Below are 22,045 nucleotides of genomic sequence, written 5' to 3' on the forward strand. Positions count from 1 at the left end.
ATGGCAACCACGTCGACGTCCGGAATCAACCTGAGCAACGTCAACGTCGACAATACCGGGAAGGTGACCTTCTCGGGGCTTTCGTCGGGACTCGACTACCAGTCGATCATCGACAACATCATCAAGGCCAAGACGGTTCCGGTCGACAATCTCAAGACCACGATCGACGACAACACCAAGAAGATCACCGCCTATAACGATCTCAAGGGCCTGCTGCAGACGCTGCAGGATTCGCTCTCGAAGCTGCGCGGCGCCGTCTCGATCGACGGCTCGGCCAACGCCTTCCAGGCGAAGGACGTCTTCGCCTCCACGGCGCGCTCCGACGGCCAGACGGCCTCCAGCGCCTCCAACCTGATCGGCGTGACGGTGACCAACGCCGCCACCCTCGGCAACCACACGATCGAGGTGCAGCGCCTGGCGACCGCGCACAAGCTGGGCACCAAGGCTTTCAGCAGCGCTACCACAGGGCTGGGCATCGCCGGCAGCTTCGACCTGAAGCTTGGCAGCGGCACGAGCAAGACCTTCACGGTCTCGGCGACGGACACGCTGCAGGATCTGCGCGACCGCATCAACGCCGCCAATACCGGCTCTACCGCGACCGGCGTTTCGGCGAGCATCGTCTCGGCCGGCGCCGGGCAGAACTACCTGGTACTGACCGCGGACCAGACGGGCCAGACCATCCAGTTCAGCAACGAGACCGGCGGCGTGCTGGCCGGGCTCGGCATCTCCAATGACGGCGGCGCCACGCTGACCAACCAGCTCCAGGCACCGCAGACGGCCCTGTTCTATGCCGACGGCCTGCTCGATTCCTCGAAATGGGATTCGGTCGCCGTGCCCGGTCCGAGCGCCACGCTCGGCTCCCTCGGCGTCTCGGCTGGCAGCAACACGTTCGAGATCCGCGACGCCAGCGGCGCCGTGATCCAGACGGTCAGCTACAGCGACACGGACAGCCTGCAGACCCTGGCCGCCAATATCACGGCCGGTGGCGCCGGCGTGACCGCCAGCGTGATCCAGGCCGATGACGGGACCTACAAGCTGCAGATCGTCAAGGATGACGGCGCGGCCATCTCCTTCGGCGGCGACACGGGCAACCTGCTGAGCAAGCTGAACCCGGCCAAGGAAAACCTGCTGATCGAGCGCAGCAGCAACACCGTCAGCGACCTCTTCAACGGCGTGACGCTGAGCCTCTATGGCGCCGAGCCGGGCACGACCATCAGCCTGCAGATCGACCGCAACCTGAGCGCGGTCAAGACGCAGATCACCTCTTTCATCGACGCCTACAATGCCGTTCGCCATTTCGTGAACGAGCAGAACCAGACCGACAGCAGCACCGGCCAGAAGAGCGCCGACGCCGGCCCGCTCTACGGCTCGCGCACGCTCACCACCATCATGCAGGCGCTGAGCTCCGTGGTCGGCAACGGCACCAAGGGCGTGGATTCGGGCTTTTCGGTGCTGGCCCAGATCGGCGTCGATTTCGTCGACAACAATACCGTGACCGATCCCCTCGACAAGGACACGCTCAAGCTCGACGAATCGAAGCTCGACAGCGTTCTGACCGCGAATCCCGAGGATGTCCGCCGGCTGTTCGCCTTCGATTTCTCCTCGTCGGATCCGCGCGTCTCGCTGCTGGACTTCAACGGCTCCACGGCCTACAGCTCGGGCGGCTACACGCTGAACCTCACGGACGACGGCACCAACCTGACGGGCGCTGACATCAATGGCGTCGCAGGTTCCACGACCGTCAACGGCAATGTCATCACCGCGACGAACGCCACCGGCGCCAACGGCCTGAAGCTGTTCTATTCGGGCACCGGCGATCTGTCGAACGTCCAGATCAACTTTACGGTCGGTGCCGCGGCGCAGATGTTCTTCGACCTGCAGTCGGCGCTCGATGCCACCAGCGGCTCGATCCAGACCGAGACCAACGCCCTCACCGACCAGAACACCCAGACCCAGACCCGGGTCGATTCCATGCTCTCCCAGATCGACGCCCAGAAGCAGCTGCTGACGGAGAGATTCACCAACATGGAAACGCAGCTCGCCCGGATGCAGAGCATCCTGGACAGCATCAAGCAGACGACCGACGCCTGGTCGCAAAACAACAACTAAAACCGCCAGTGACGCCCCGTTAAGGGATGGCCGATAGAGTCTGTCCCGACAGGCAGCATTCGAGGCAAAGGCGCCCATAAATCATGAATCGCACCACCGCCTATCTCGCCCAGGAACTGGCGGCTGCCTCGCCGGCCAAGAGAGTGGCGATGCTGATCGACCGCGCGATCGGCTCCCTCGGCGAAGCGGTGCAGGCGATCGAGCGCGGCGACATCCAGGCCCGATGGAACGCCAACCAGCGCGCCTCCAACATCATCGAGACCCTGTGGCGCACGCTCGACCTCGAGAAGGGCGGCGAGATCGCGGCCAACCTCGACAAGCTCTACGGCTTCATGCTGGACCGTCTGACCCAGGTCGATCTCAAGAACGACCCGGCCCCGGCCCGCGAGGTCGCGACCCTGCTCGAGCCGCTGCGCCGCTCCTGGCACGAGCTGGTCCAGCGGGAGGCCCAGGCCGCCGCGGCCCAGCGGCCGGATCCCGCGGCTGGCGCCAGCGCCGACCGCCGCCTGGTGGTCTCCGCCTGAGCGCGGAGCACCGCGCTCGCTCCGCACCGCAACCCCTTCCCTGATCGACTGACGGGGCGCCCCGCCGAATGGCGGTGGGCGCCCTTCGTTTTTGCGCGCCAGCGCTCGCCCTTGTAACCATGTTGGCAGGCCGCTTGCTGGCGTGAGCGCCGCGGGCCGTCGCTTCGCCGCCGATCCGGAATTCGGGGCAAAAGCTGCCAAGAGAGGGTCGGTCCGCGCGGCAGAAACTGCCGCCAAAGCCCAGAAGAACTTGCCCCACACCGGCGGAGAGATCCTGCCCTCCCTGCCTCTTCAAAAAATAGATGATTTATTTCAACTAGTTACAGATTGGCCCGAAAGTTGGCCCGGCGCTTGCCTTATCCCTCACGAAAGACCCGAAGCGCGCGCCGTCCATCCCTGACGACGGTTCGCCACCGAGAAGGAAAGGGGCGGCAGCGCCGCATCGGGTTTGAGGACATGCCCACGCCGTGAGATGGGCCCCGAAAGGGCACGGCAGGCACCTGAAGTTCAGGAGACGAAAGATGGCTCTCAACGCGATTTCCAACTACGCCGCCAACGTCGCGCACCGCAACCTGCAGAAGTCCGATATGGACGCGACCTCGTCGCTGGCGAAGCTCTCCTCAGGCAGCCGCGTGGTGTCCGCCAAGGACGACGCCGCCTCGATGGCGATCGGCTCGCGCCTCAACAGCCAGGTGCAGGGTCTGCGCCAAGCCAGCGTCAATGCCGGTCAGGGCGTGTCGATGCTCCAGGTCGCCGACGGCGCCATGGCCCGCATCAACGACGTGCTGGTGCGCATGAAGACGCTGTCGGTTCAGGCCGGTTCGGGCCAGCTCTCGAACACGGAACGCGGCATGCTCAACACCGAGTATCAGCTGTTGCTGGCCGAAGTGAACCGCATCGCGGCTTCGACCGAGTTCAACGGCAACCAGCTCGTCAACGGCTCGCTGACGACGGGAGGTGCCAGCGTCGGCACCGGCGGCGGCTTCGCGGTGGCCGACGGCGTGTCGAGCATCACCGGTCACGGCCTGACTACGGCATCCTCGGACAACTACACGCTGAGCTACAGCTCCGGTAACGCGACCTTTACCCTGACCGACGGCTCCAACAGCTATACGGGCGCGATCTCCTCCAGCGCGATGGATGCTTCCGGCAACATGATCACCGGCGCCGGCGTGAAGCTGCTGCCGACGGGCACCAACACGGGCGATCTGGTCCTCTCGCTGAATACGGCCTTCCAGTCGGCCACCACGGTCGCGCCCTCGGCTTCCGCCGGCGGCCTGCAGTTTGCCGGCGCCAGCTCGGCCACCTTCAGCTTCAAGGTCGGCACCGGCACGGACGTGACCAAGGATGTGATCAGCGTCTCGATCGACGGCATCAGCGGGGCCAATCTCGGCATCAACGGCACCGACATCACGACGGTCAGCACGGCCGACGCCGCGTCGGACGCGCTCGGCAACGCGATCGACGTCTTGAACAACGCCCGGGCCTCGATCGGCGCCTACCAGAACCGCCTCCAGTTCGCCGCCGACAATATCGCCTCGGCGGTGGAAAACACGGAAGCCGCCCGATCCAACCTGCTGGACCTCGATATCGCGTCGGAAATGACGACCTTCACCTCGAAGCAGATCCTGGTGCAGGCCGGCGTGGCGATGCTGGCCCAGGCCAACCAGATGCCGCAGGACCTGCTCAAGCTGTTCCAGTAACGGCCGGCCGATCCCGAAAAGACCGAACAGAAACCTCAAAAAGAACAAGAAGGACCACCGTCATGACCATCATCCGCCACTGCGACGTCGACACCCTGATCGAGGCCGAGCCCGCGCGCCGCATCGTCATGCTCTATGACGAGGCCATCGCGGCCATCCGCATCGCCGGGATGGCGGCCACCTCCGGGGACATCGAAGGCCGCTGCAACGCCGTGACCGCGGCGATGGAGATCGTGGGCTTCCTCTATGTGACGCTCGACACCGACCTCGGCGGCGAAGTGGCCGTCAATCTCGGCTCGATCTACGCCCACATCATGGCCCAGCTGCCGCGCGTGAACGTCTACAACGACACCGACACGGCCGAGCGGCTGGTGGCGATGCTGGAGCCGCTGCGCGACTCCTGGAACGAGCTCGCCGGCCTGACCGGTCTCGTCTCCATGTCGAACGCCGAGCTGCGCGCCGCCGTCTGATCTCCTCATCACCGAACCACGGCGCCAGGAAGGCGACGTCTCCATGGAAGCGATCCAGACCGAAACCGGCACGAGCGGCATCGCCCAGGGCCTGTTCGGCAAGACCCAGGGTCAGGCAGGAAAGGGCGGCGGCCTGTTCGCCGCCCTCCTCGCCCTGGTCGGTCGCGCGACCGGCGATGGCAAGGAGACCGGCCAGAAGGGTGACGGCTCCGCCGACGCCGCGGCCGGCCTTCAGGGCCTGCTCGCTCTCTTCAATCCCGCCGCGATACAGAATTCGACGGGCCAGGGCTCGACGGGTCAGGGCTCGACGGGCCAGGATCTGATCGGCGACAGCGGCACCGATCCGTTGACGGCCGTGGCCGCGGCCAACGGCCTCGACCTTTCCCAGATCGGCGATCGCAACAAGCTGGCTCTCCTCGCCCAGGCCCTCGCCGATGCCCGGAACGGCGACGCGGCAACGCCGGCAACGGGTACCGAAAGCCAGGATACGGGCATCGCGCTGGATCCGGCCGCGACCCAGAAGACCCTGAGCCCCGCCGATCTCGACGCTATCCTGACCGAGCTGCGCGCGCGGGCCGCCGCCAAGTTCGGTGCCGACAACGGCAAGCCTGCCCTGACCCAGGACGGCATGAACGCCGCCCTCGCGCCGAAGACCGGGCCTTCGGCGCCGGCCGGCGCGACCGGCCCCGGCCAGGCGCCGTTGATCGAAGACACGACCCAGAATTTCGCGCCGGAAACGGTGGACCCTGCCGCCCCGACGGCTGCGCCCGCTACAACGCCCGTCCCCACCCCGCCGGCGCACCCGGCCGTGGCCGCAGGCAGCTTCATCAGCGTCGAAACGACCGGCGACGGGGAGAAGCCGGCCGAGGATGCGGATGCGGCCACGGGCGAGGAGCCCGCTTCGCCGCCGGCCGATGGCGAGACAACCGCCGCAGCGGCGCCCGCGGCCGGCACAGCGCCGCCATCCAAGACCCCCGATGCCGGCACCAGCCCGTTCCAGAAGGTCGAGGTGGCGCCGCCCACGAATACCAAGTCCGATGCGCGCACACCGGTCCATGCCGCGGCCACGCTCGAGGGCGACAAGAAGGCCGAGCCCAGGCCCGATCCGGCGACGGCGGATACCGACAGCGGCCGGACCGACAAGGTCGCGTCGTCGGACGACACGAGCAGCCGGGCGGCCGCCAGCCGCGATTCCGCCGATGCTGGCAGCAGCACGAGTGCCACCGCCACCGTCGCGCCGGTCGACGCGCGCAGCCATGCCGCCGCCCGCGGCCCGATCCAGGTGCCGGTCGAGAAGCTCAGCCAGTTCCTGACCCAGGGCGACCAGCTGCCGCTGCAGATCCAGCGCGCGGTCGCCAATGGACGCGACCACATCACGATCCAGATCGTGCCGCACGATCTCGGCCGCATCGAGATCAAGCTCGATTTCGACCGTTCCGGCACGATCAACACCGTCATCGCCGCCGACCGGCCGCAGACGCTGGATCTCCTCAAGCGCGACGCCACCGGCCTCGAGCGCGCGCTCCAGGATGCCGGCTTCAAGACCGACGGCAGCTCCTTGAGCTTCAACCTGCAGAGCGACCAGCGCCAGCAGTACCAGAACCAGCAGAACAACCCGGGCCCGACGGCCTGGCAGCCTTCGATCGCGGACGAGGCCGAGCGGGCCTATCGTCCGAGCTACCGTATCGCCAGCACGGCCGATGCGATCCGCGCGGTCGCCGATGGCCGCCTGAACATCGCCGTATGAGAGGAGCCTAGACGATGACCACCGTTCCCGGCGTCGGATCCAACACAGGCACGAGCTCCAATGGCGGCAGCTCCGCGCTCTCCTCGTTCTCGGACAATTTCGACAACTTCCTGACGCTGTTGACCAAGCAGCTCCAGTATCAGGACCCGCTGTCGCCGCTCGACACCAACCAGTTCACCCAGCAGCTGGTCGAGTTCACCAGCGTCGAGCAGCAGATCGAGACCAACCAGAAGCTGGATTCGCTGCTGGCGGTGCAGTCCGACAACCAGGCCATGGCGGCGCTGAGCTTCCTCAACAACGTAGTCGAGGCACAGAGCGACCAGGTCATGCTGCAGGACGGCTCGGCCGAGATCTCCTACGACCTCTCGAGCGATGCGCAGACGGCCATGCTGGTCATCAAGAACGCCGAGGGCGAGACCGTGCGGACCATGCCGGTCGATACCACCACCGGGACGCACGACGTGACCTGGGACGGCAAGGACCAGAACGGCAACACGCTCGATGACGGCGTCTACGACATCTCGGTCCAGGCGGTCGATTCCGACGACGCGCAGCTTGCGGTCACGACCGGCACCCGCGGCAAGGTCGATGCGGTGCAGCGCATCGACGGCGAATTCCACCTGTCGATCGGCGATCTCGACGTGCCGCTGAGCAAGGTCGGCTCGGTGCGCTCGGCGACGGCCGGCAGCAGCAGCGACAGCAACGATCAGACCTGATTGCCTCACCCCTTCATCGCCACCAGAAGAAGACTTTAGGAGAAAAAAATGAGCATCTACGGCGCCATGTTTTCCGGTGTGTCGGGCCTCGCGGCGCAGAGCCAGGCCCTCGGCATGATCTCGGACAACATCTCGAACGTGAACACCGTCGGCTACAAGGGCACCAAGGCCCAGTTCCAAACCCTGGTGACGGAAGCCGCGTCGCGCTCGACCTATTCGCCCGGTGGGGTGCGCTCCTCGCCCAACCAGATGATCGACCGCCAGGGCCTGCTGCAGGGCTCTTCCTCGCCGACCGATGTGGCGCTGGTGGGCAACGGCTTCTTCGTCGTCAACCAGGCGGCCAATCCGGGCGTCGGCAACAACTACATGTACACCCGCGCCGGCCATTTCACGACCGACTCCAACGGCAACCTGACGCAGAACGGCTATTACCTGCAGGGCTGGCGCCTGGACAACCAGGGCAACCTGCCGCCCAACACCAACCTGCTGCAGAGCCTCGAGACGGTGAACGTCTCGAACCTGACCGGCACCGCGCGCCCGACCTCGAACATCCAGTGGGCGCTGAACCTGCCGGCCAACGACATCACCGGCTCGACCCACGACACCTCGGTCCAGCTCTATGACAAGCAGGGCACGACGCAGGTCATGAACATGACCTGGGCCAAGACCGGCGCCAACACCTGGACGCTGCTGGGCAGCCTCGCCGGCGGCGGCAACTACGCCTCCGACGATACCGGCGCCGCGACCTTCGCCACGGCCACGACCAACTATTTCCCGACGGCGACGCTCTCCGACACCTCGAACTTCGGGCTCACGGCCGCCTCGGGCAATATCAGCGGCCTGGTCGGTCCCTTCACGGTCAACGCCCCCGGCGGCGCGCCGCCGAACAGCACGACGATCACGGTCAATATCGGCGCCACCGCCTTCACGGCGACGGTGCCGACCGTGGCCGGCAATGATCTCACCAACACGGATCAGCTGACCTTCACCGACGGTGCCGGCGGCAGCTTCACCCTCGACCTGAACGGCGCCTCGACCTACGACCTCGACGTGGCGGGCGACCGGACTGCGCTGGCCACCAACCTGGGCGCCGCCTTCACCACGGTCAATTTCCAGAACAACGCCACCAACGGCGTGCCGCTGGCGACCGTGACCTTCAATGCCGATGGCACGCTGGGCGGAATCGTGCCGACGGCGCCCTATGCCACGGTCGACACCAACAACCACCTGAACTTCCTGGTCGACTACGACAACGACCCGCTCACCAACTCGAGCCAGGACCGCCAGCAGGTCACGCTCGATCTCGGCACGCCGGGCATGCCCGACGGCGTCACCCAGTTCGCCGGCGAATATGCCGCCAAGGTGAACGCTCAGGACGGCCTGACCTACGGCTCCTTCACCGGCATCTCGATCAACGAGGACGGCATCGTGACGGCCCTGTTCGACAATGGCGAGCAGCGCGACATCTTCAAGCTGCCGATCGCGACCTTCCGCAACCCGAACGGCCTGGCCGCCCAGAACGGCAACGCCTACCAGACCACGACCTATTCGGGCGATCCGGTCCTGCTCGAGGCCAACACGGCGGGCGCGGGCAAGGTTTCGCCCTCCTCGCTCGAATCCTCGACGGTCGACCTGGCCGAGGAGTTCACGAACATGATCATCACGCAGCGCGCCTATTCGGCCTCGGCCAAGGTCATCACGACCGCGGACGACATGCTGAACGAGCTGCTGCAGATCCGCCGTTAACGCCCGCGTTAACAGCGATTGACGATTGATTGACGAAGCCTGCGGCCGTCGCGATCCGAGAAGGTTCGTGACGGCCGGTCTTCCCCGCATATATCGCTGTTTAACCGTCCGATTTAGGCCTTCCTTAAAGCCAATGGGATTACGCTCTGTCCAGGTCGCGGGCAATTCCGGCCCAAGGCCATCGGTCCAAGACGGAGCGAACCGCAATGACGCTCGATCGCCCAGGTAGGTCGCATCGGATCATCGGCCCCGACGGGCTGCCGCTGTCCCTCGACGATCTTCCGCCGCCCGGCACCAAGCGCTGGGTCATCCGGCGGAAGGCCGAGGTCGTGACCGGCGTGCGCGCCGGCCTTCTCACGCTCGAGGAGGCCTGCGAGCGCTACCAGCTTTCCGTCGAGGAGTTCCTGAGCTGGCAGCGCCAGATCGACGCCCACGGCATCAAGGGCCTTCGGGTCACGCGTCTCCAGGACTATCGCGAGCCTGCGCGCTATCCGTGACGCCTGTTATCCACAGGCTCAGGGCGGCGAACCTTTCGAGATGATGAATCGGGCCGGCAGAACTTGCCGGTTTACCCGGCAATTTCTGCCGCCGATTAAGAGCTTCTTCACCTCGCACGCCTAGCGTCGGGCCTATCGAAAGGCCCCACGCAAAACGGCGCGAATGTTCCCGAAATTCCGGCTTGAAGTCCCCGCCCCCGATCGCAGGCCCGCTTTCGGCCGCCAGATCGAGAGGGCGTCATGATGGAGACCCTGCGCAAGCTCGGCCCCGTCAAGCTCGGCGCGCTTGGCGGCATGGCGCTTCTGCTGCTGGGATTCTTCGCCTTCATCGCGATGCGCCTGTCGAGCCCCGACATGGCACTGCTCTATGCCGATCTCGACCCGGCCGACAGCAGTCACATCGTCGAGAAGCTCGACCAGATGGGCATCCCCTACCAACTCGGCGCCGACGGTACCTCGATCCGGGTGCCCGCCGACCAGGCGCTCAAGCTGCGCATGTCGATGGCCCAGGAGGGCCTGCCCGGCGGCGGCTCGATCGGCTACGAGATCTTCGATCAGCAGCAGCCGCTCGGCACCACCAGCTTCGAGCAGCAGGTCAACAAGCTGCGCGCCATGGAAGGCGAGCTGGCGCGGACCATCAAGACCATCGACCTGGTCAAGAACGCGCGCGTCCATCTGGTGATCCCGGAGCGCCAGCTCTTCGCCAAGGAGCAGCCAAGCCCCTCGGCCTCGATCATCCTGACGATGGCCGGCGGCGCCGTCCTCGACAAGCAGCAGGTCTCGGCCATCGAGCATCTGGTCGCGGCGGCCGTGCCGGGCCTCAAGCCCAACGCCGTCTCGATCGTGGATTCCACCGGCACGCTGCTGGCGCCCGGCAATGGCGACAGCGACGACGGGCTCTCCGGCTCCGCCGAGGAGGCCCGCCTCTCCTACGAGAACAAGATCCGCCGCAGCATCGAGGAGCTGCTCCAGCGCACGCTGGGCTATGGCAAGATCCGCGCCGAGGTCACCGCCGACCTCGACTTCGACCGCGTCACCACCAATTCCGAGACCTACAATCCAGACGGCCAGGTGGTGCGCTCGACCCAGACGGTCGAGGAGAAGAACGATTCCTCCGACGCCCAGGCCAGCGACCAGGTCACCGTCGCCAACAACCTGCCCAACCCCACGGGCGGCAGCGGCGGCGGCGGCACGACCAGCGCCAGCCGCTCGCAGCGCACCGAGGAGACCGTCAACTACGAGATCTCCAAGGAGACGCAGGTCCATATCCGCGAGACCGGGCAGGTCAAGAAGCTCTCGGTCGCGGTCCTGGTCGACGGCACCTACACCGCCGCCGCCGACGGCACGACGGCCTATGCGCCGCGCTCCGCCGAGGAGCTCGACCAGATCGGCAAGCTGGTCAAGAGCGCCATCGGCTATGACGAGAAGCGCGGCGACACAGTCGAAGTCGTCAATATGCGCTTCGCCGACAATGCCGAGCTGGGCAGCGATGCCAGCGCCGGCCTGTTCATGGGCTTCAGCCGCTCCGACCTGGTGCGGATCGTCGAGATGCTGGTTCTCGCCCTGCTCGGCGCGCTGGCCATCATGTTCGGCGTCCGCCCGATCCTGAACCGGCTGCTCTCGCCGTCGCGGCCCGAGGCCCAGGCCCAGATCACCGACCAGAGCGCCCAGGCGGCCCTGCCGGCGCCCGACGGCACCGCGGCCCTGACGGGCCCGACCACCACGGACGAGATCGAACGGATGATCGACATCGGCCAGATCGAAGGCCAGGTGCGCGCCTCCTCGATCCGGAAGATCAGCGAGCTCGTGTCCAAGCACCCCGAAGAGGCCGTCGGCATCATGCGCGGCTGGATGTACCAGGACAGCTAGGCGAAGGCAGGCAGACGTGGCTGAACTGACGAAACTCGAGAGCCTCTCCGGCGCCCAGAAGGCGGCGATCATGATGCTGTCCGTGGGCGAGGAAGGCGCGCAGCAGCTGTTTGCTCTCATGGACGAGGACGAGATCAAGGAGATCTCGCAGACCATGGCCAATCTCGGCATGATCCATTCCTCCGTCGTCGAGCAGCTCTTCGTCGAGTTCGCGAACCGGATGACCTCCACGGGCTCGCTCCACGGCTCCTTCGAGAGCACCGAGCGTCTGCTGATGAAGGTGCTGGCCAAGGACAAGGTCGACGCCATCATGGACGAGATCCGCGGTCCCGCGGGCCGGACCATGTGGGACAAGCTCGGCAACGTCAACGAGGTGGTGCTCGCCAACTATCTCAAAAACGAGTATCCCCAGACCGTCACGGTCGTGCTGTCCAAGGTGAAGTCGGATCACGCCGCCCGCGTCCTGAGCCATCTGCCCGAAGCCTTCGCCATGGAGGTCATCATGCGCATGCTGCGCATGGAGGCCGTCCAGCGCGACGTGCTGGACGACGTCGAGCGCACGCTGCGCACCGAATTCATGACCAACCTCGCCCGCACCAACCGGCGCGACGCGCACGAGCTGGTGGCGGAGATCTTCAACAATCTCGACCGCAACACCGAAGGCCGCTTCATGGCCTCGCTCGAGGAGCGCAACCGCGACTCCGCCGAGCGCATCAAGGCCCTGATGTTCACCTTCGAGGACCTGGGCAAGCTCGATCCCGGCGGCGTCCAGACGCTGCTGCGCGCGGTCGAGAAGGACAAGCTCGGCGTCGCCCTCAAGGGCGCGTCGGAGGATCTGCGCGAGCTCTTCTTCTCCAACATGTCCGAGCGCGCCGGCAAGATGCTGCGCGAGGACATGGCGGCGATGGGACCGGTCAGGCTGCGCGACGTCGACGATGCGCAGCAGGCCATGGTCCAGATCGCCAAGGACCTCGCCGCCAAGGGCGAGATCATCCTGTCGGACAAGAAGGGCGAAGACGAGCTGATCTATTAGAAAGATCGACATGGCGATTAGCGGAAAATTCCTGTTCGACACCTCGTTCGACGCCCCGGCGCAACCCAAGCCGGAGCAGCCGCCCGCGCCGAAATACGGCGAGGCCGAGCTCAAACAGGCGCGCGAGGAAGGCCATGAAGCGGGCCGCGCGGCCGGCCGGGCCGAGGCCCGCGCCGAGCGCGAAGAGCTGGCGGCGCGGACCTTGCCGGCAGTGGCCCAGGCGCTCCAGGGTTTCGCGCCGATGTGCGAGAAGGTCGAGAAGCAGACCTTGTCCTGGGCGCTCACCGCGGCGCTGGGCATGGTGCGCAAGCTCTACCCGACGCTGGAGCAGATGCAGGCCGCGATCGAGATCGAGCAGATGGCCATCGCCGCCCTGCGCGACCTCGAGGAGGAGCCCCGCGTCGCGCTGCGGCTGCCCGACACGCTGATCGAGGAGATGCGGCCGCGCCTGGCCGAGATCTCCAAGCAATCCGGTTTCGGCGGGCGCCTGCTGCTGATCGCCGACGAGGCGCTCGGCCCCGGCGACTGCCGGCTCGAATGGGCCGATGGCGGCGTCGAGCGCCAGGCCCAGCGGATCTGGGTCGAGATGGAGCAGCGCATCGCCCGCAGCCTGAGTGCCCTGTCGAACCCGTCCCCCCGTTCCCCAGTCGATTCCGAGGGCGATGCCGATACGCAAGCCCTGGCTCGCACCGCCTGAGACCCATAGGAGAGTCCGATGGCCGATGAAAACCTCAATCTCAACGAGCTGAACGGCGAAGGTCCCGGCGAGCCGGTACCGCCGCCCCAACCGCCGCCGGCGCCCACCAACGCCCGCGAGCTGGAGGCGGTCTACGACATCCCGGTCCAGGTGTCGGCCGTGCTCGGCAAGGCGACCATGCAGGTGGCCCAGTTGCTCAAGCTCGGCCGCGGCGCCGTGGTCGAGCTCGACCGCAAGGTCGGCGAAGCGATCGACATCTATGTCAACAACCGCCTGGTCGCCCGCGGCGAGGTCGTGATCGTCGAGGACCGGTTGGGCGTGACCATGACCGAGATCATCAAGTCCGAGCGCGCCTGATCTCGGGGGAAACGATGGCCGTCGAAACAGACAGCAACAGCCGCGCCGGCGCCCGCTCCGTGAAAGCGGGCACCGCGGCGGACCCGCTCGGCCCCATCGCGCTTATCGGCGCGGTGGCGCTGGTGGCGCTGGCCATCTCGCTCGGCGGATCGCCCCTGGCCTTCTTCCACTTCCCCTCCTTCCTGATGGTGGTCGGCGGCACCTTCGCCGTGACCTGCGTCTCCTTCTCCGCGGGCGAGGTGCTGCGCGCCCACCCGACCATGATGGGCGCCCTCACGACCGCGACGCCGGAGCCGATGGACGCCGCGCGCGGCATGATGACTCTCGCCGACATGGTGCGCCGCCACGGGCCGCTGATCCTTCAGGAGCAGCTGCCGCAGTTCAAGGACGACCCCTTCCTCCACCGCGCGATGAGCCTCGTGGTCGATGCCGCGCCGCAGGAGGAGATCGAGGCGGTCATGACCGCGGATGCCGACGCCACCGCCCAGCGCATGCAGCGCAGCGCCAGCATCCTGCGCCGCGCCGCCGAGGTGGCGCCGGCGATGGGCCTGATCGGCACGCTGATCGGCCTGGTGCAGATGCTGGGCAGCCTCGACGAGCCCTCCAAGATCGGGCCCGCCATGGCGCTGGCCCTGCTCACCACGCTTTATGGCGCGCTTCTCGCCAACGTCGTCTTCAGCCCGCTCGCGGCCAAGATCGAGCGCAACGCGGCGGCCGAGGCCCTGCTGCGCCAGATCTACCTGATCGGAGCGGTGTCGATGTCGCGGCAGGAGAATCCGCGCCGGCTCGAGATCCTGCTCAACAGCGTGCTGCCGCCCTGGCAGCAGATCCGGTTCTTCAGCTGAGGCCTGCCAAGCCCTCGGCCCTATTACAGGAGTAGATACAGATGCGCCTCTTGATCGTCGGATCCCTCGACGGGCCCATCGCCACCGCCGGCAAGATCGCGCTGTCGCGCGGGGCCAAGGTGGCGCAGGTCGGCGAGATCGACGGCGCCATGGAGGCCCTCAGGGCCGGCCAGGGTGCGGACCTCCTGCTCTGCGACGTGCGCCTCGACATCGCGCGCCTGATCGGCCAGCTCAAGACCGAGCGCATCAGCCTGCCCGTGGTCGCCTGCGGCATCGGCACCGAGACCGACGTGGCCGTCCGCGCCATCAAGGCCGGTGCCAAGGACTATCTGCCGCTGCCCCCCGACGCCGAGCTGATCGCGGCCATCCTCGCCGCCGTGGCCGAGGAAAGCAGCGCCTTCATCTATCGCGATCCCGTGATGCGCGAGGTGCTGCGCCTGGCCGACCAGATCGCCCCCTCGGACGCCTCGGTGCTGATCACCGGCGAATCCGGCACCGGCAAGGAGGTCATGGCGCGCTATCTGCACAGCCGCAGCAAGCGCGCCGCCCGCCCCTTCATCTCGGTCAATTGCGCGGCCATCCCCGAGCATCTTCTCGAGTCCGAGCTGTTCGGCCATGAGCGCGGCGCCTTCACCGGCGCCATCGCCCGGCGCGTCGGCAAGTTCGAGGAGGCCAACGGCGGGACCCTGCTGCTCGACGAGATCAGCGAGATGCATCCCCGGCTGCAGGCCAAGCTGCTGCGTGCGATCCAGGAGCGCGAGATCGACCGCGTCGGCGGGACCCAGCCGATCAAGGTCGATATCCGCCTGATCGCCACCTCCAACCGCGACCTCGAGATCGAGACCCGCAACGGCAATTTCCGCGAGGACCTCTATTTCCGCCTCAATGTCGTGACGCTGGAGCTGCCGGCGCTGCGCAACCGGCCCGCCGACATCGCCGTGCTGGCCGAGCATTTCGTCAAGAAATACGCCGCCGCCAACGCGGTGCAGCCGCCGAAGATCTCGGCCGCGGCCGAGGCGATGCTGCTGGCCCATAGCTGGCGCGGCAATGTGCGCGAGCTCGAAAACACCATGCACCGCGCCGTCCTTCTCTGCAAAGGCGAGGAGCTCGGGCCCGAGGCCATCATGCTCACGGGCCAGCGCGGCGGCGCCTCCACGCCCGAGGCCCGCGCGGTCGCGGCGATCGAGACGGCCAAGGCCCAGGTCACCGACACGGCGGGCCTGGTCGGCCGCACCGTGGCCGATGTCGAGCGCGACCTGATCCTCGAGACGCTCAACCATTGCCTCGGCAACCGCACCCACGCCGCCAACATTCTCGGCATCTCGATCCGCACGCTCCGCAACAAGCTCAAGCAGTACAGCGAGGAAGGCATCCTGCTGCCGGGCGCGCGGGGCGCCGAGGGCGAGCGCCAGGCGGTCTGAAACCATGAATCCCGCGCTTGGCTCACCCCCCACCCCAACCCTCCTCCACAAGGGGGGAGGGGATAATTTTGCTGGTGAGCAGACGCAAGCGGCGGACATCCCTTCTCTTGCTTCTATCCCCTCCCCCTTGATGGGGGAGGGTCAGGGAGGGGATGGGACCACCGCATCGACGGCGACGTCGAGCAAAACGACGGTCGGGTAGGACATGGCGAACGCCTTTCAGGAAGCGATGTCGGGGCCGGGCTTGAACCGGATCTGGGGGCAGCTCCAGACCGCGCTCAAGCGCGGCGAGATCGCGCTGGCGCTGGGCGTCATCTGCATCCTCGTGGTGCTGATCCTGCCCATGCCCGCCTGGCTGCTCGACATCTCGCTGGCGCTCTCGATCACGGTCTCCGTGCTCGTGCTGATGACCTCGCTCTTCATCTCGAAGCCGCTGGATTTCAGCTCCTTCCCGACCGTGCTGCTGATCGCCACGATCCTGCGGCTGTCGCTGAACCTGGCCTCGACCCGCCTGATCCTCTCGCATGGCCATGAGGGTACCGACGCCGCCGGCCACGTGATCGAGGCCTTCGGCAATTTCGTGATGGGCGGCAACTTCGTTATCGGCGTGATCGTGTTCGCGATCCTGGTGCTGGTGAATTTCGTCGTCATCACCAAGGGCTCGGGGCGCATCGCCGAAGTGTCGGCGCGCTTCAGCCTGGACGCCATGCCCGGCAAGCAGATGGCGATCGACGCCGACCTCTCGGCCGGCCTGATCGACGAAGCCGAGGCCCGGGCGCGCCGCAAGGCGCTCGAGGACGAGAGCAGCTTCTTCGGCGCCATGGACGGTGCCGCCAAGTTCGTGCGCGGCGACGCCGTCGCCGGCCTCATCATCACCTTCATCAACGTCATCGGCGGTATGATCATCGGCGTGGGCCAGGAGGGTCTCTCCTTCTCCGAAGCCGCCCACAGCTACACGATCCTGACCGTCGGCGACGGCCTCGTCACCCAGATCCCGGCGATCGTCATCTCGACCGGCGCCGGCCTGCTGGTCTCCAAGGCCGGCATCAGCGGCACCACCGACAAGGCCCTGTTCTCGCAGCTCGGCGGCTATCCGGCGGCGCTGGGCCTCGTCTCCTTCCTGATGGGCTCGATGGCGCTGCTGCCCGGCATCCCGACCATCCCGTTCCTGGCTCTTTCCGGCGCCGCCGGCACGGGCGCCTGGATGCTGGCGCGCCGCCAGGCCCAGGCCAAGACGCAGGCCGAGGTCAAGCAGAAGGAAGAGGCCGCGACCCCGGCCGAGGAGACGATCCAGCAGACGCTGCAGATCGACACGGTCCGCCTCGAGCTGGGCTATGGCCTGCTCTCGCTCATCGGCACGGAGCGCGGCCAGAAGCTCACCGACCAGATCAAGGCGCTGCGCCGCCAGGTCGCGCGCGAGATGGGCTTCGTGCTGCCGGCGGTGCGCATCCAGGACAATCTGCAGCTCCCCGCCAACACCTATGTCGTGCGGGTCAAGGAGATCGAGGCCGGCCGCGGCGACCTCAGGCCCAACATGATCCTGGTCATGGATCCGCGCGGCGAGAAGATCACCATCGCCGGCGAGGAGACGGTCGAGCCGACCTTCGGCCTGCCCGCCATGTGGATCGACCCCGCCATGCGCGAGGAGGCGATGTTCCGCGGCTACACCGTGGTCGATCCGGCCACGGTCGTCACCACCCATCTGACCGAGGTGGTGAAGGACAACATGGCCGAGCTCATGTCCTATGCCGAGACACAGAAGCTGGTCGAGGATCTGGGCAAGGAGCACCAGAAACTCATCGGCGACCTGATCCCCGCGCAGATCTCCATGAGCGGCGTGCAGCGCGTGCTGCAGAACCTGCTCGCCGAGCGCATCTCGATCCGCGACCTGCCGGCGATCCTCGAGGGCGTCTCCGAGGCCTGCGGCTATACCCGCAACGTCAACCAGATCACCGAACATGTCCGCGCGCGGCTGTCGCGCCAGATCAGCGATTCCGTGGCCGATGCCGAGGGCGTGATCCAGCTCCTGGCACTCTCGCCCGAATGGGAGCAGGCCTTCGCCGAATCGCTGCGCGGCGACGGCGAGGACAAGCAGCTCGCCATGCCGCCGACCAAGCTGCAGCAGTTCATCAACGCCGTCCGCCAGCAGTTCGAGCGCCATGCCATGCGCGGCGAGACGCCCGTGCTCCTGACCAGCCCCGCCATCCGCCCCTTCGTGCGCTCGATCGTCGAGCGCTTCCGTCCCGTCACCGTCGTGATGTCGCAGAACGAGATCTATGCGCGCGCGCGGATCAAGACGGTCGGGCAGATCTGAGGAGCGCTGAGCGATGCGGCTCAAGACCTTCAGCGCCGGCACGATGGACGAGGCGATGCGCCGCGTCCGCCAGGAGCTGGGCGACGATGCCGTCATCCTCTCGACCAAGCGCGACGGCAAGAGCGGCGTGCTGGTGACGGCCGGGCTCGATGACGAGCCGCTCGACGCCGAGAGGGCGCCTGCCGATACCGCGGCGGCGCCGCTGCTGCCCTCGTCCGACAGCGCCGCCCTCGACGGGCTCGACCGCATCGCCGCGCGGCTGGAGTTCAACGGCGTGCCGGCGGCGATCGCCGACCGCCTGCTCGGCGCCGCGGCGGAGCTCTCGACCGAGAACCCGGTCCTGGCGCTGGCGGCGGCCCTCGACGCCCAGTTCGCCTTCGCGCCCCTGATCGACGAAGCGCCGGCCTGCCCCCTGCTCTTCATCGGGCCGCCGGGCGCCGGCAAGACCTCGAGCCTGGCGAAGCTCGCCATCCGGGCGCGCCTGGCCGGCGTCACCGCCGGCGTCGTCTCCTGCGACACGCTGCGTGCCGGCGCCGAGGCGCAGCTTGCGACCTATACCCGGCGCATCGATCTTCCGGCCTATCGCGCCCGCGACGGCCAGACCCTGCGGCGCGCGCTCGCGAGCCTGCCCGAGGGCGGCCTGCGCCTCATCGACAGCGCCGGCAGCAACCCGCAAAGCGACGGCGACCTCGCCGAGATGGCGGCGCTGGCCACCGCCGGCGAGGCGGAGCCGGTCCTGGTGCTCGCGGCCGGCGGCGATCCCGCCGAGACCGCCGACCAGGCCCGCATCTATGCGCGCCTCGGCACCCGCCGGCTCATCGTCACCAAGCTCGATACCGTGCGCCGGCTGGGCAGCCTGCTCGCCGCGGCGGCCGCGGGCGGGCTGGCGCTCTGCGAATTCGGGCTCTCGCCGCAGATCGGCGACGGGCTCGTGCCTGTGAACCCGGTTTCTCTGGCGCGCCTGCTGATGGGCGAGCGCATCGAGCTGCCGTCGCTCAATCCCGCTGCCATGGAAGCCGCCGAATGACCGCGACCGCCCGCCCCCTGCCCACGCCTTCCGGCGCCGGACCGCAACCGGCCGGCCGGCCTTCGCGCCTGCGCACGCTGGCCATCGCCTCGGGCAAGGGCGGCGTCGGCAAGACCTGGCTCGCGATCTCGCTGGCCCAGGCCCTGGCCAAGCTGGGCGAACGCGTGCTGCTGTTCGACGGCGATCTCGGGCTCGCCAATGTGGATATCCAGCTGGGCCTGATGCCGCGCTCGGATCTGGGCGCGGTGGTCGAGCGCGGCCGCGCCATGGCCGACGCCATCACCAGCTACGCACCCGGCCATTTCGACGTGGTCGCAGGCCGCGCCGGCACTGCCTCGCTCGCGGCGATGAGCGGCGAGCGGCTGGCGAGGCTGGGCGACGAGCTGTTCCAGACCGCCGCCAATTACGACCGGCTGCTGCTCGATCTCGGCGCCGGCGTCGAGCGCACCGTGCGCCAGCTCTGTCGCCGGGCGGGCAGCGTGCTGGTGATCACCACCGACGAGCCGACGGCGCTGACCGACGCCTATGCCTTCATCAAGCTCGGCGTCAGCCAGGGCGATATCGGCGATCTCCGGATCGCGGTCAATATGGCGGGCTCGATCGCCGAGGGCGAACGCACCTATGCCACGCTGCTGCGCGCCTGCCAGTCCTTCCTCAAGATCGAGCCGCCGCTCGCCGGCGTGATCCGGCGCGATGCCCGCGTCAAGGACAGCATCCGCGCCCAGACTCCGGTCGCGATCCGTCATCCGGAGAGCGCCGCCGCCGCCGACGTCATGGCACTGGCGCGCAAGCTCAAGGAAGCGCGCCCGTGAACCTGCCGCCCGTCACGCCCGCGACGCCCGCCGCCGGCGCGAGCCCCGCTCGCCCCGTGCAGATGGCCGTCGCCGGGACGGGCCAGAACAACCTGGCGATGCTGGGCCAGCTCGGCGCCGGCGACATCCTGGCGGGCACCGTGCTGGAGCGCGCCGCCGACGGCACGCTCACCGTGCGCACCGATCGCGGCGTGCTGGCGCTCTCGGGCGGCTTCGAAGCCGCCGTCGGCGCCAAGATCATGCTCGAGGTCCGCAGTGCCGGCGCGCGCATGCAGGTCGTGCTGCTGTCGGTCGACGGCGAGCCTGTCGACAATCAATCCCCGGCCGGCCCCAAGGTCGGCCTTTTGACCCTGCTCGATGCCGGCAAGGGCGCGGTGGCGCAGGCCGCCGACAGCGCTGCCGCCGCACGGACCGGTCCGCCCGCGCCTTCCTTGCCGCCCGTACCCACGCCGCCGCTCGCCGATGCCGCCGGCATTGTCGGCGCCAAGGTGATCGCGACACTGCTGCGCCCCAACGATCTGCGCTCGAGCGCACCGCCCTCGCTGCCCAACGCGCCGGCCGCACAGCCGCCCGTGCCGGGCCAGCGCCTGCCCTATCACCTGGCGGCGATTCTCCCGCCCGCGCCGCAAGCCGTGTCGGCTGTGGTCGACGAGGCTCCGCGCGAGGTCTTCATCGCCACCGTCCGGCAGCAGACCCCGGAGGGCGAGCTGGTGCTGGAAAGCCCGCTCGGAACCCTCCGTATCCCGCGGCCGCCCGAAGCGACGGTGGCGCCGCCGGCGGGCCCGCCGGCTCCCGCAAAGACGCCCGAGGCCGGTCCTGCACCCGCCGGCACCGGCAAGCTCACCGCGCCCTCGACGCTCTCGACACCCACGGCTCTCGCCGGCGCCGCGGCGCCGGCGGAAGCGGCGCCGGATCAGGCTCATAGCTGGCCGGCCGGAACACGGCTGGTCCTGACCCTGCCGACGCCATCGCCGAACGGCGAAACGGTTTCGGCGGGGCCGCGCCTGCTCGCAACCATGCTGCGGCCCGCCGAGCCGCAAGCCTTGCCACCGGCCACGGCGCGCGCCGCCGCGACACCAGCACCGCAAGCGCCCGCGACACCCGCGGCCCCGGTCGCTGCTGGACAGAAGCTGCCGCTGGAACTGGTTTCGGTCCTGCCGCCGATCGCCAGCGGCGCCAACAATCCGGCGTCCGCACAGAACCTGGGCGCTTCCCAGCCGGCGATCTTGACGAGCCTGCGTCCGCCGCTGCCCAACGGCCAGGCCATCCTCGAGATGCCGGAGGGCCTGGTCGCGCTCGATCGCGCGATCGGCGCGCCGGCGGGCACCCGTCTTCTCCTGCTGCCGACGCCCGCGGCGCCCCCGCCCCTGGTCAATCAGTCCGGGCCCGGCCAGATCTTCAACGCGGTACTGGAAACCCTGGCGCTGCTCGACAGCGAGAAAGCCGCTCTGCCGCTGCCGGCCACTTCGCCCTCGCCGTCATCCGCCGCACCAGCCGGCAATGGCGCCGCCGCGGATCAACCGGCCACGGGCGGGGTGCCTCTGCCGGTGCAGACCGACGATCTGCTGGCACAGAATCTGCCGCGCGTCGGCCCGCATCTCGCGGCCGGCCTCGCCACCTTCATCCGCGCGCGCCTCGCCGACAAGCCGGTCGCCTGGCCCGGCAGCGAGCTGCGCCAGGCCTTGCAGTCCGCCGGCCGGCCGGAGCTGGTCGCGAAGCTCGAGCAGGGCTTCGCCGAGCTCGCCCGCGCGGCGCCGGCCGCCAGCCAGGACGGGCAATGGAAGACGATCGTCCTGCCGCTGCTGGACGAGCAGGCCCTGCACCAGGCACGCCTGGCGATCCGGCGCGATCCCGGCGAGCGCAACCAGCCCAAGGACGGCAAGCCCGCCAGCGTCCATTTCCTGCTCGATATCGAGCTCAGCCGCATGGGCGCGATGCAGCTCGACGGGCTGGTGCGCGGCAAGCGCTTCGACCTCATGCTGCGCACCCACAAGCCGCTCGACAGCCAGATGCAGGGCGAGATCCAGCGCCTCTTCGCGGAGGCGAAATCCGTCACCGGCATCACCGGCGAGATCTATTTCCAGGTGGCCGCCATGTTCGCGTCGCCCGGCGCCGCGGCGCCCGCCGCGAGCCAGGCGGGCGGGCTGATCGCCTGAGG

18 protein-coding genes are annotated in these 22,045 nt (G+C 68.2%); all 18 read left to right on the forward strand.

What is annotated here, in order from left to right; translation table 11 throughout:
* The 18 genes from fliD to FRZ61_RS17460 all read left to right on the forward strand — a co-directional run bounded on the left by fliD (position 1) and on the right by FRZ61_RS17460 (position 22,043).
* On the forward strand, positions 1–2,109 hold the full coding sequence (gene fliD / locus FRZ61_RS17375) for a flagellar filament capping protein FliD (protein ID WP_151118920.1): 2,109 nt from the start codon (positions 1–3) through the stop codon (positions 2,107–2,109).
* Positions 2,110–2,192: 83 nt separating this feature from the next.
* Positions 2,193–2,633, forward strand: coding sequence for a flagellar export chaperone FliS (fliS, locus tag FRZ61_RS17380; protein WP_151118921.1), 441 nt, complete (start codon positions 2,193–2,195; stop codon positions 2,631–2,633).
* A gap of 521 nt (positions 2,634–3,154) precedes the next feature.
* Positions 3,155–4,336: a flagellin N-terminal helical domain-containing protein gene (locus FRZ61_RS17385; RefSeq protein WP_151118922.1), complete on the forward strand. Its 1,182-nt coding sequence runs from the start codon at positions 3,155–3,157 to the stop codon at positions 4,334–4,336.
* A gap of 62 nt (positions 4,337–4,398) precedes the next feature.
* The gene (gene fliS / locus FRZ61_RS17390; RefSeq protein WP_151118923.1) at positions 4,399–4,806 is read left to right on the forward strand and encodes a flagellar export chaperone FliS; all 408 of its coding nucleotides are present in this window, start codon (positions 4,399–4,401) and stop codon (positions 4,804–4,806) included.
* A 43-nt stretch (positions 4,807–4,849) separates the two neighbouring features.
* Positions 4,850–6,553 carry a flagellar hook-length control protein FliK gene (locus FRZ61_RS17395; RefSeq protein ID WP_151118924.1) on the forward strand — a complete coding sequence of 568 codons (1,704 nt, stop codon included), beginning with the start codon at positions 4,850–4,852 and terminating at the stop codon, positions 6,551–6,553.
* A 14-nt stretch (positions 6,554–6,567) separates the two neighbouring features.
* Positions 6,568–7,269 carry a flagellar hook assembly protein FlgD gene (locus tag FRZ61_RS17400; RefSeq protein ID WP_151118925.1) on the forward strand — a complete coding sequence of 234 codons (702 nt, stop codon included), beginning with the start codon at positions 6,568–6,570 and terminating at the stop codon, positions 7,267–7,269.
* A 48-nt stretch (positions 7,270–7,317) separates the two neighbouring features.
* Positions 7,318–9,015, forward strand: a complete 1,698-nt coding sequence (locus tag FRZ61_RS17405) for a flagellar hook protein FlgE (RefSeq protein WP_151118926.1) — start codon at positions 7,318–7,320, stop codon at positions 9,013–9,015.
* 206 nt (positions 9,016–9,221) lie between these two features.
* Complete coding sequence (sciP, locus tag FRZ61_RS17410; protein WP_151118927.1) at positions 9,222–9,512, forward strand: CtrA inhibitor SciP; 291 nt, start codon at positions 9,222–9,224, stop codon at positions 9,510–9,512.
* Between the two features lie 240 nt (positions 9,513–9,752).
* A complete protein-coding gene (gene fliF, locus FRZ61_RS17415) occupies positions 9,753–11,381 on the forward strand; it encodes a flagellar basal-body MS-ring/collar protein FliF (RefSeq protein ID WP_318526344.1) in 1,629 nt (542 codons plus the stop codon).
* A 70-nt stretch (positions 11,382–11,451) separates the two neighbouring features.
* Positions 11,452–12,414, forward strand: a complete 963-nt coding sequence (gene fliG / locus FRZ61_RS17420; RefSeq protein WP_407657946.1) for a flagellar motor switch protein FliG — start codon at positions 11,452–11,454, stop codon at positions 12,412–12,414.
* A gap of 10 nt (positions 12,415–12,424) precedes the next feature.
* Positions 12,425–13,111 (forward strand): FliH/SctL family protein, encoded by a 687-nt coding sequence (locus tag FRZ61_RS17425; protein ID WP_151118928.1) that lies wholly within the window; start codon positions 12,425–12,427, stop codon positions 13,109–13,111.
* Positions 13,112–13,129: 18 nt separating this feature from the next.
* The gene (gene fliN / locus FRZ61_RS17430) at positions 13,130–13,468 is read left to right on the forward strand and encodes a flagellar motor switch protein FliN (protein ID WP_151118929.1); all 339 of its coding nucleotides are present in this window, start codon (positions 13,130–13,132) and stop codon (positions 13,466–13,468) included.
* Between the two features lie 14 nt (positions 13,469–13,482).
* Positions 13,483–14,313 (forward strand): motility protein A, encoded by an 831-nt coding sequence (locus FRZ61_RS17435; RefSeq protein ID WP_151118930.1) that lies wholly within the window; start codon positions 13,483–13,485, stop codon positions 14,311–14,313.
* Between the two features lie 41 nt (positions 14,314–14,354).
* On the forward strand, positions 14,355–15,734 hold the full coding sequence (flbD, locus tag FRZ61_RS17440) for a sigma-54-dependent transcriptional regulator FlbD (RefSeq protein WP_151118931.1): 1,380 nt from the start codon (positions 14,355–14,357) through the stop codon (positions 15,732–15,734).
* Between the two features lie 229 nt (positions 15,735–15,963).
* Positions 15,964–18,048 (forward strand): flagellar biosynthesis protein FlhA, encoded by a 2,085-nt coding sequence (flhA, locus tag FRZ61_RS17445; protein WP_225309269.1) that lies wholly within the window; start codon positions 15,964–15,966, stop codon positions 18,046–18,048.
* Positions 18,049–18,061: 13 nt separating this feature from the next.
* Positions 18,062–19,075, forward strand: coding sequence for a flagellar biosynthesis protein FlhF (locus FRZ61_RS17450; protein ID WP_151118933.1), 1,014 nt, complete (start codon positions 18,062–18,064; stop codon positions 19,073–19,075).
* On the forward strand, positions 19,072–19,887 hold the full coding sequence (locus FRZ61_RS17455) for a MinD/ParA family protein (protein WP_151118934.1): 816 nt from the start codon (positions 19,072–19,074) through the stop codon (positions 19,885–19,887). Before FRZ61_RS17450 ends, FRZ61_RS17455 begins: the two co-directional genes overlap by 4 nt.
* Positions 19,884–22,043, forward strand: coding sequence for a hypothetical protein (locus FRZ61_RS17460; protein ID WP_151118935.1), 2,160 nt, complete (start codon positions 19,884–19,886; stop codon positions 22,041–22,043). Before FRZ61_RS17455 ends, FRZ61_RS17460 begins: the two co-directional genes overlap by 4 nt.
* Positions 22,044–22,045: the final 2 nt, after the last annotated feature.

The sequence above is a fragment of the Hypericibacter adhaerens genome (assembly GCF_008728835.1).
GTDB lineage: Bacteria > Pseudomonadota > Alphaproteobacteria > Dongiales > Dongiaceae > Hypericibacter > Hypericibacter adhaerens.

Excerpts from the sequence above, each read along its gene's own strand:
- fliD (WP_151118920.1), top strand. The coding sequence starts at position 1 with ATGGCAACCACGTCGACGTCCGGAATCAACCTGAGCAACGTCAACGTC.
- fliS (WP_151118921.1), top strand. The coding sequence starts at position 2,193 with ATGAATCGCACCACCGCCTATCTCGCCCAGGAACTGGCGGCTGCCTCG.
- FRZ61_RS17385 (WP_151118922.1), top strand. The coding sequence starts at position 3,155 with ATGGCTCTCAACGCGATTTCCAACTACGCCGCCAACGTCGCGCACCGC.
- fliS (WP_151118923.1), top strand. The coding sequence starts at position 4,399 with ATGACCATCATCCGCCACTGCGACGTCGACACCCTGATCGAGGCCGAG.
- FRZ61_RS17395 (WP_151118924.1), top strand. The coding sequence starts at position 4,850 with ATGGAAGCGATCCAGACCGAAACCGGCACGAGCGGCATCGCCCAGGGC.
- FRZ61_RS17400 (WP_151118925.1), top strand. The coding sequence starts at position 6,568 with ATGACCACCGTTCCCGGCGTCGGATCCAACACAGGCACGAGCTCCAAT.
- FRZ61_RS17405 (WP_151118926.1), top strand. The coding sequence starts at position 7,318 with ATGAGCATCTACGGCGCCATGTTTTCCGGTGTGTCGGGCCTCGCGGCG.
- sciP (WP_151118927.1), top strand. The coding sequence starts at position 9,222 with ATGACGCTCGATCGCCCAGGTAGGTCGCATCGGATCATCGGCCCCGAC.
- fliF (WP_318526344.1), top strand. The coding sequence starts at position 9,753 with ATGATGGAGACCCTGCGCAAGCTCGGCCCCGTCAAGCTCGGCGCGCTT.
- fliG (WP_407657946.1), top strand. The coding sequence starts at position 11,452 with ATGATGCTGTCCGTGGGCGAGGAAGGCGCGCAGCAGCTGTTTGCTCTC.
- FRZ61_RS17425 (WP_151118928.1), top strand. The coding sequence starts at position 12,425 with ATGGCGATTAGCGGAAAATTCCTGTTCGACACCTCGTTCGACGCCCCG.
- fliN (WP_151118929.1), top strand. The coding sequence starts at position 13,130 with ATGGCCGATGAAAACCTCAATCTCAACGAGCTGAACGGCGAAGGTCCC.
- FRZ61_RS17435 (WP_151118930.1), top strand. The coding sequence starts at position 13,483 with ATGGCCGTCGAAACAGACAGCAACAGCCGCGCCGGCGCCCGCTCCGTG.
- flbD (WP_151118931.1), top strand. The coding sequence starts at position 14,355 with ATGCGCCTCTTGATCGTCGGATCCCTCGACGGGCCCATCGCCACCGCC.
- flhA (WP_225309269.1), top strand. The coding sequence starts at position 15,964 with ATGTCGGGGCCGGGCTTGAACCGGATCTGGGGGCAGCTCCAGACCGCG.
- FRZ61_RS17450 (WP_151118933.1), top strand. The coding sequence starts at position 18,062 with ATGCGGCTCAAGACCTTCAGCGCCGGCACGATGGACGAGGCGATGCGC.
- FRZ61_RS17455 (WP_151118934.1), top strand. The coding sequence starts at position 19,072 with ATGACCGCGACCGCCCGCCCCCTGCCCACGCCTTCCGGCGCCGGACCG.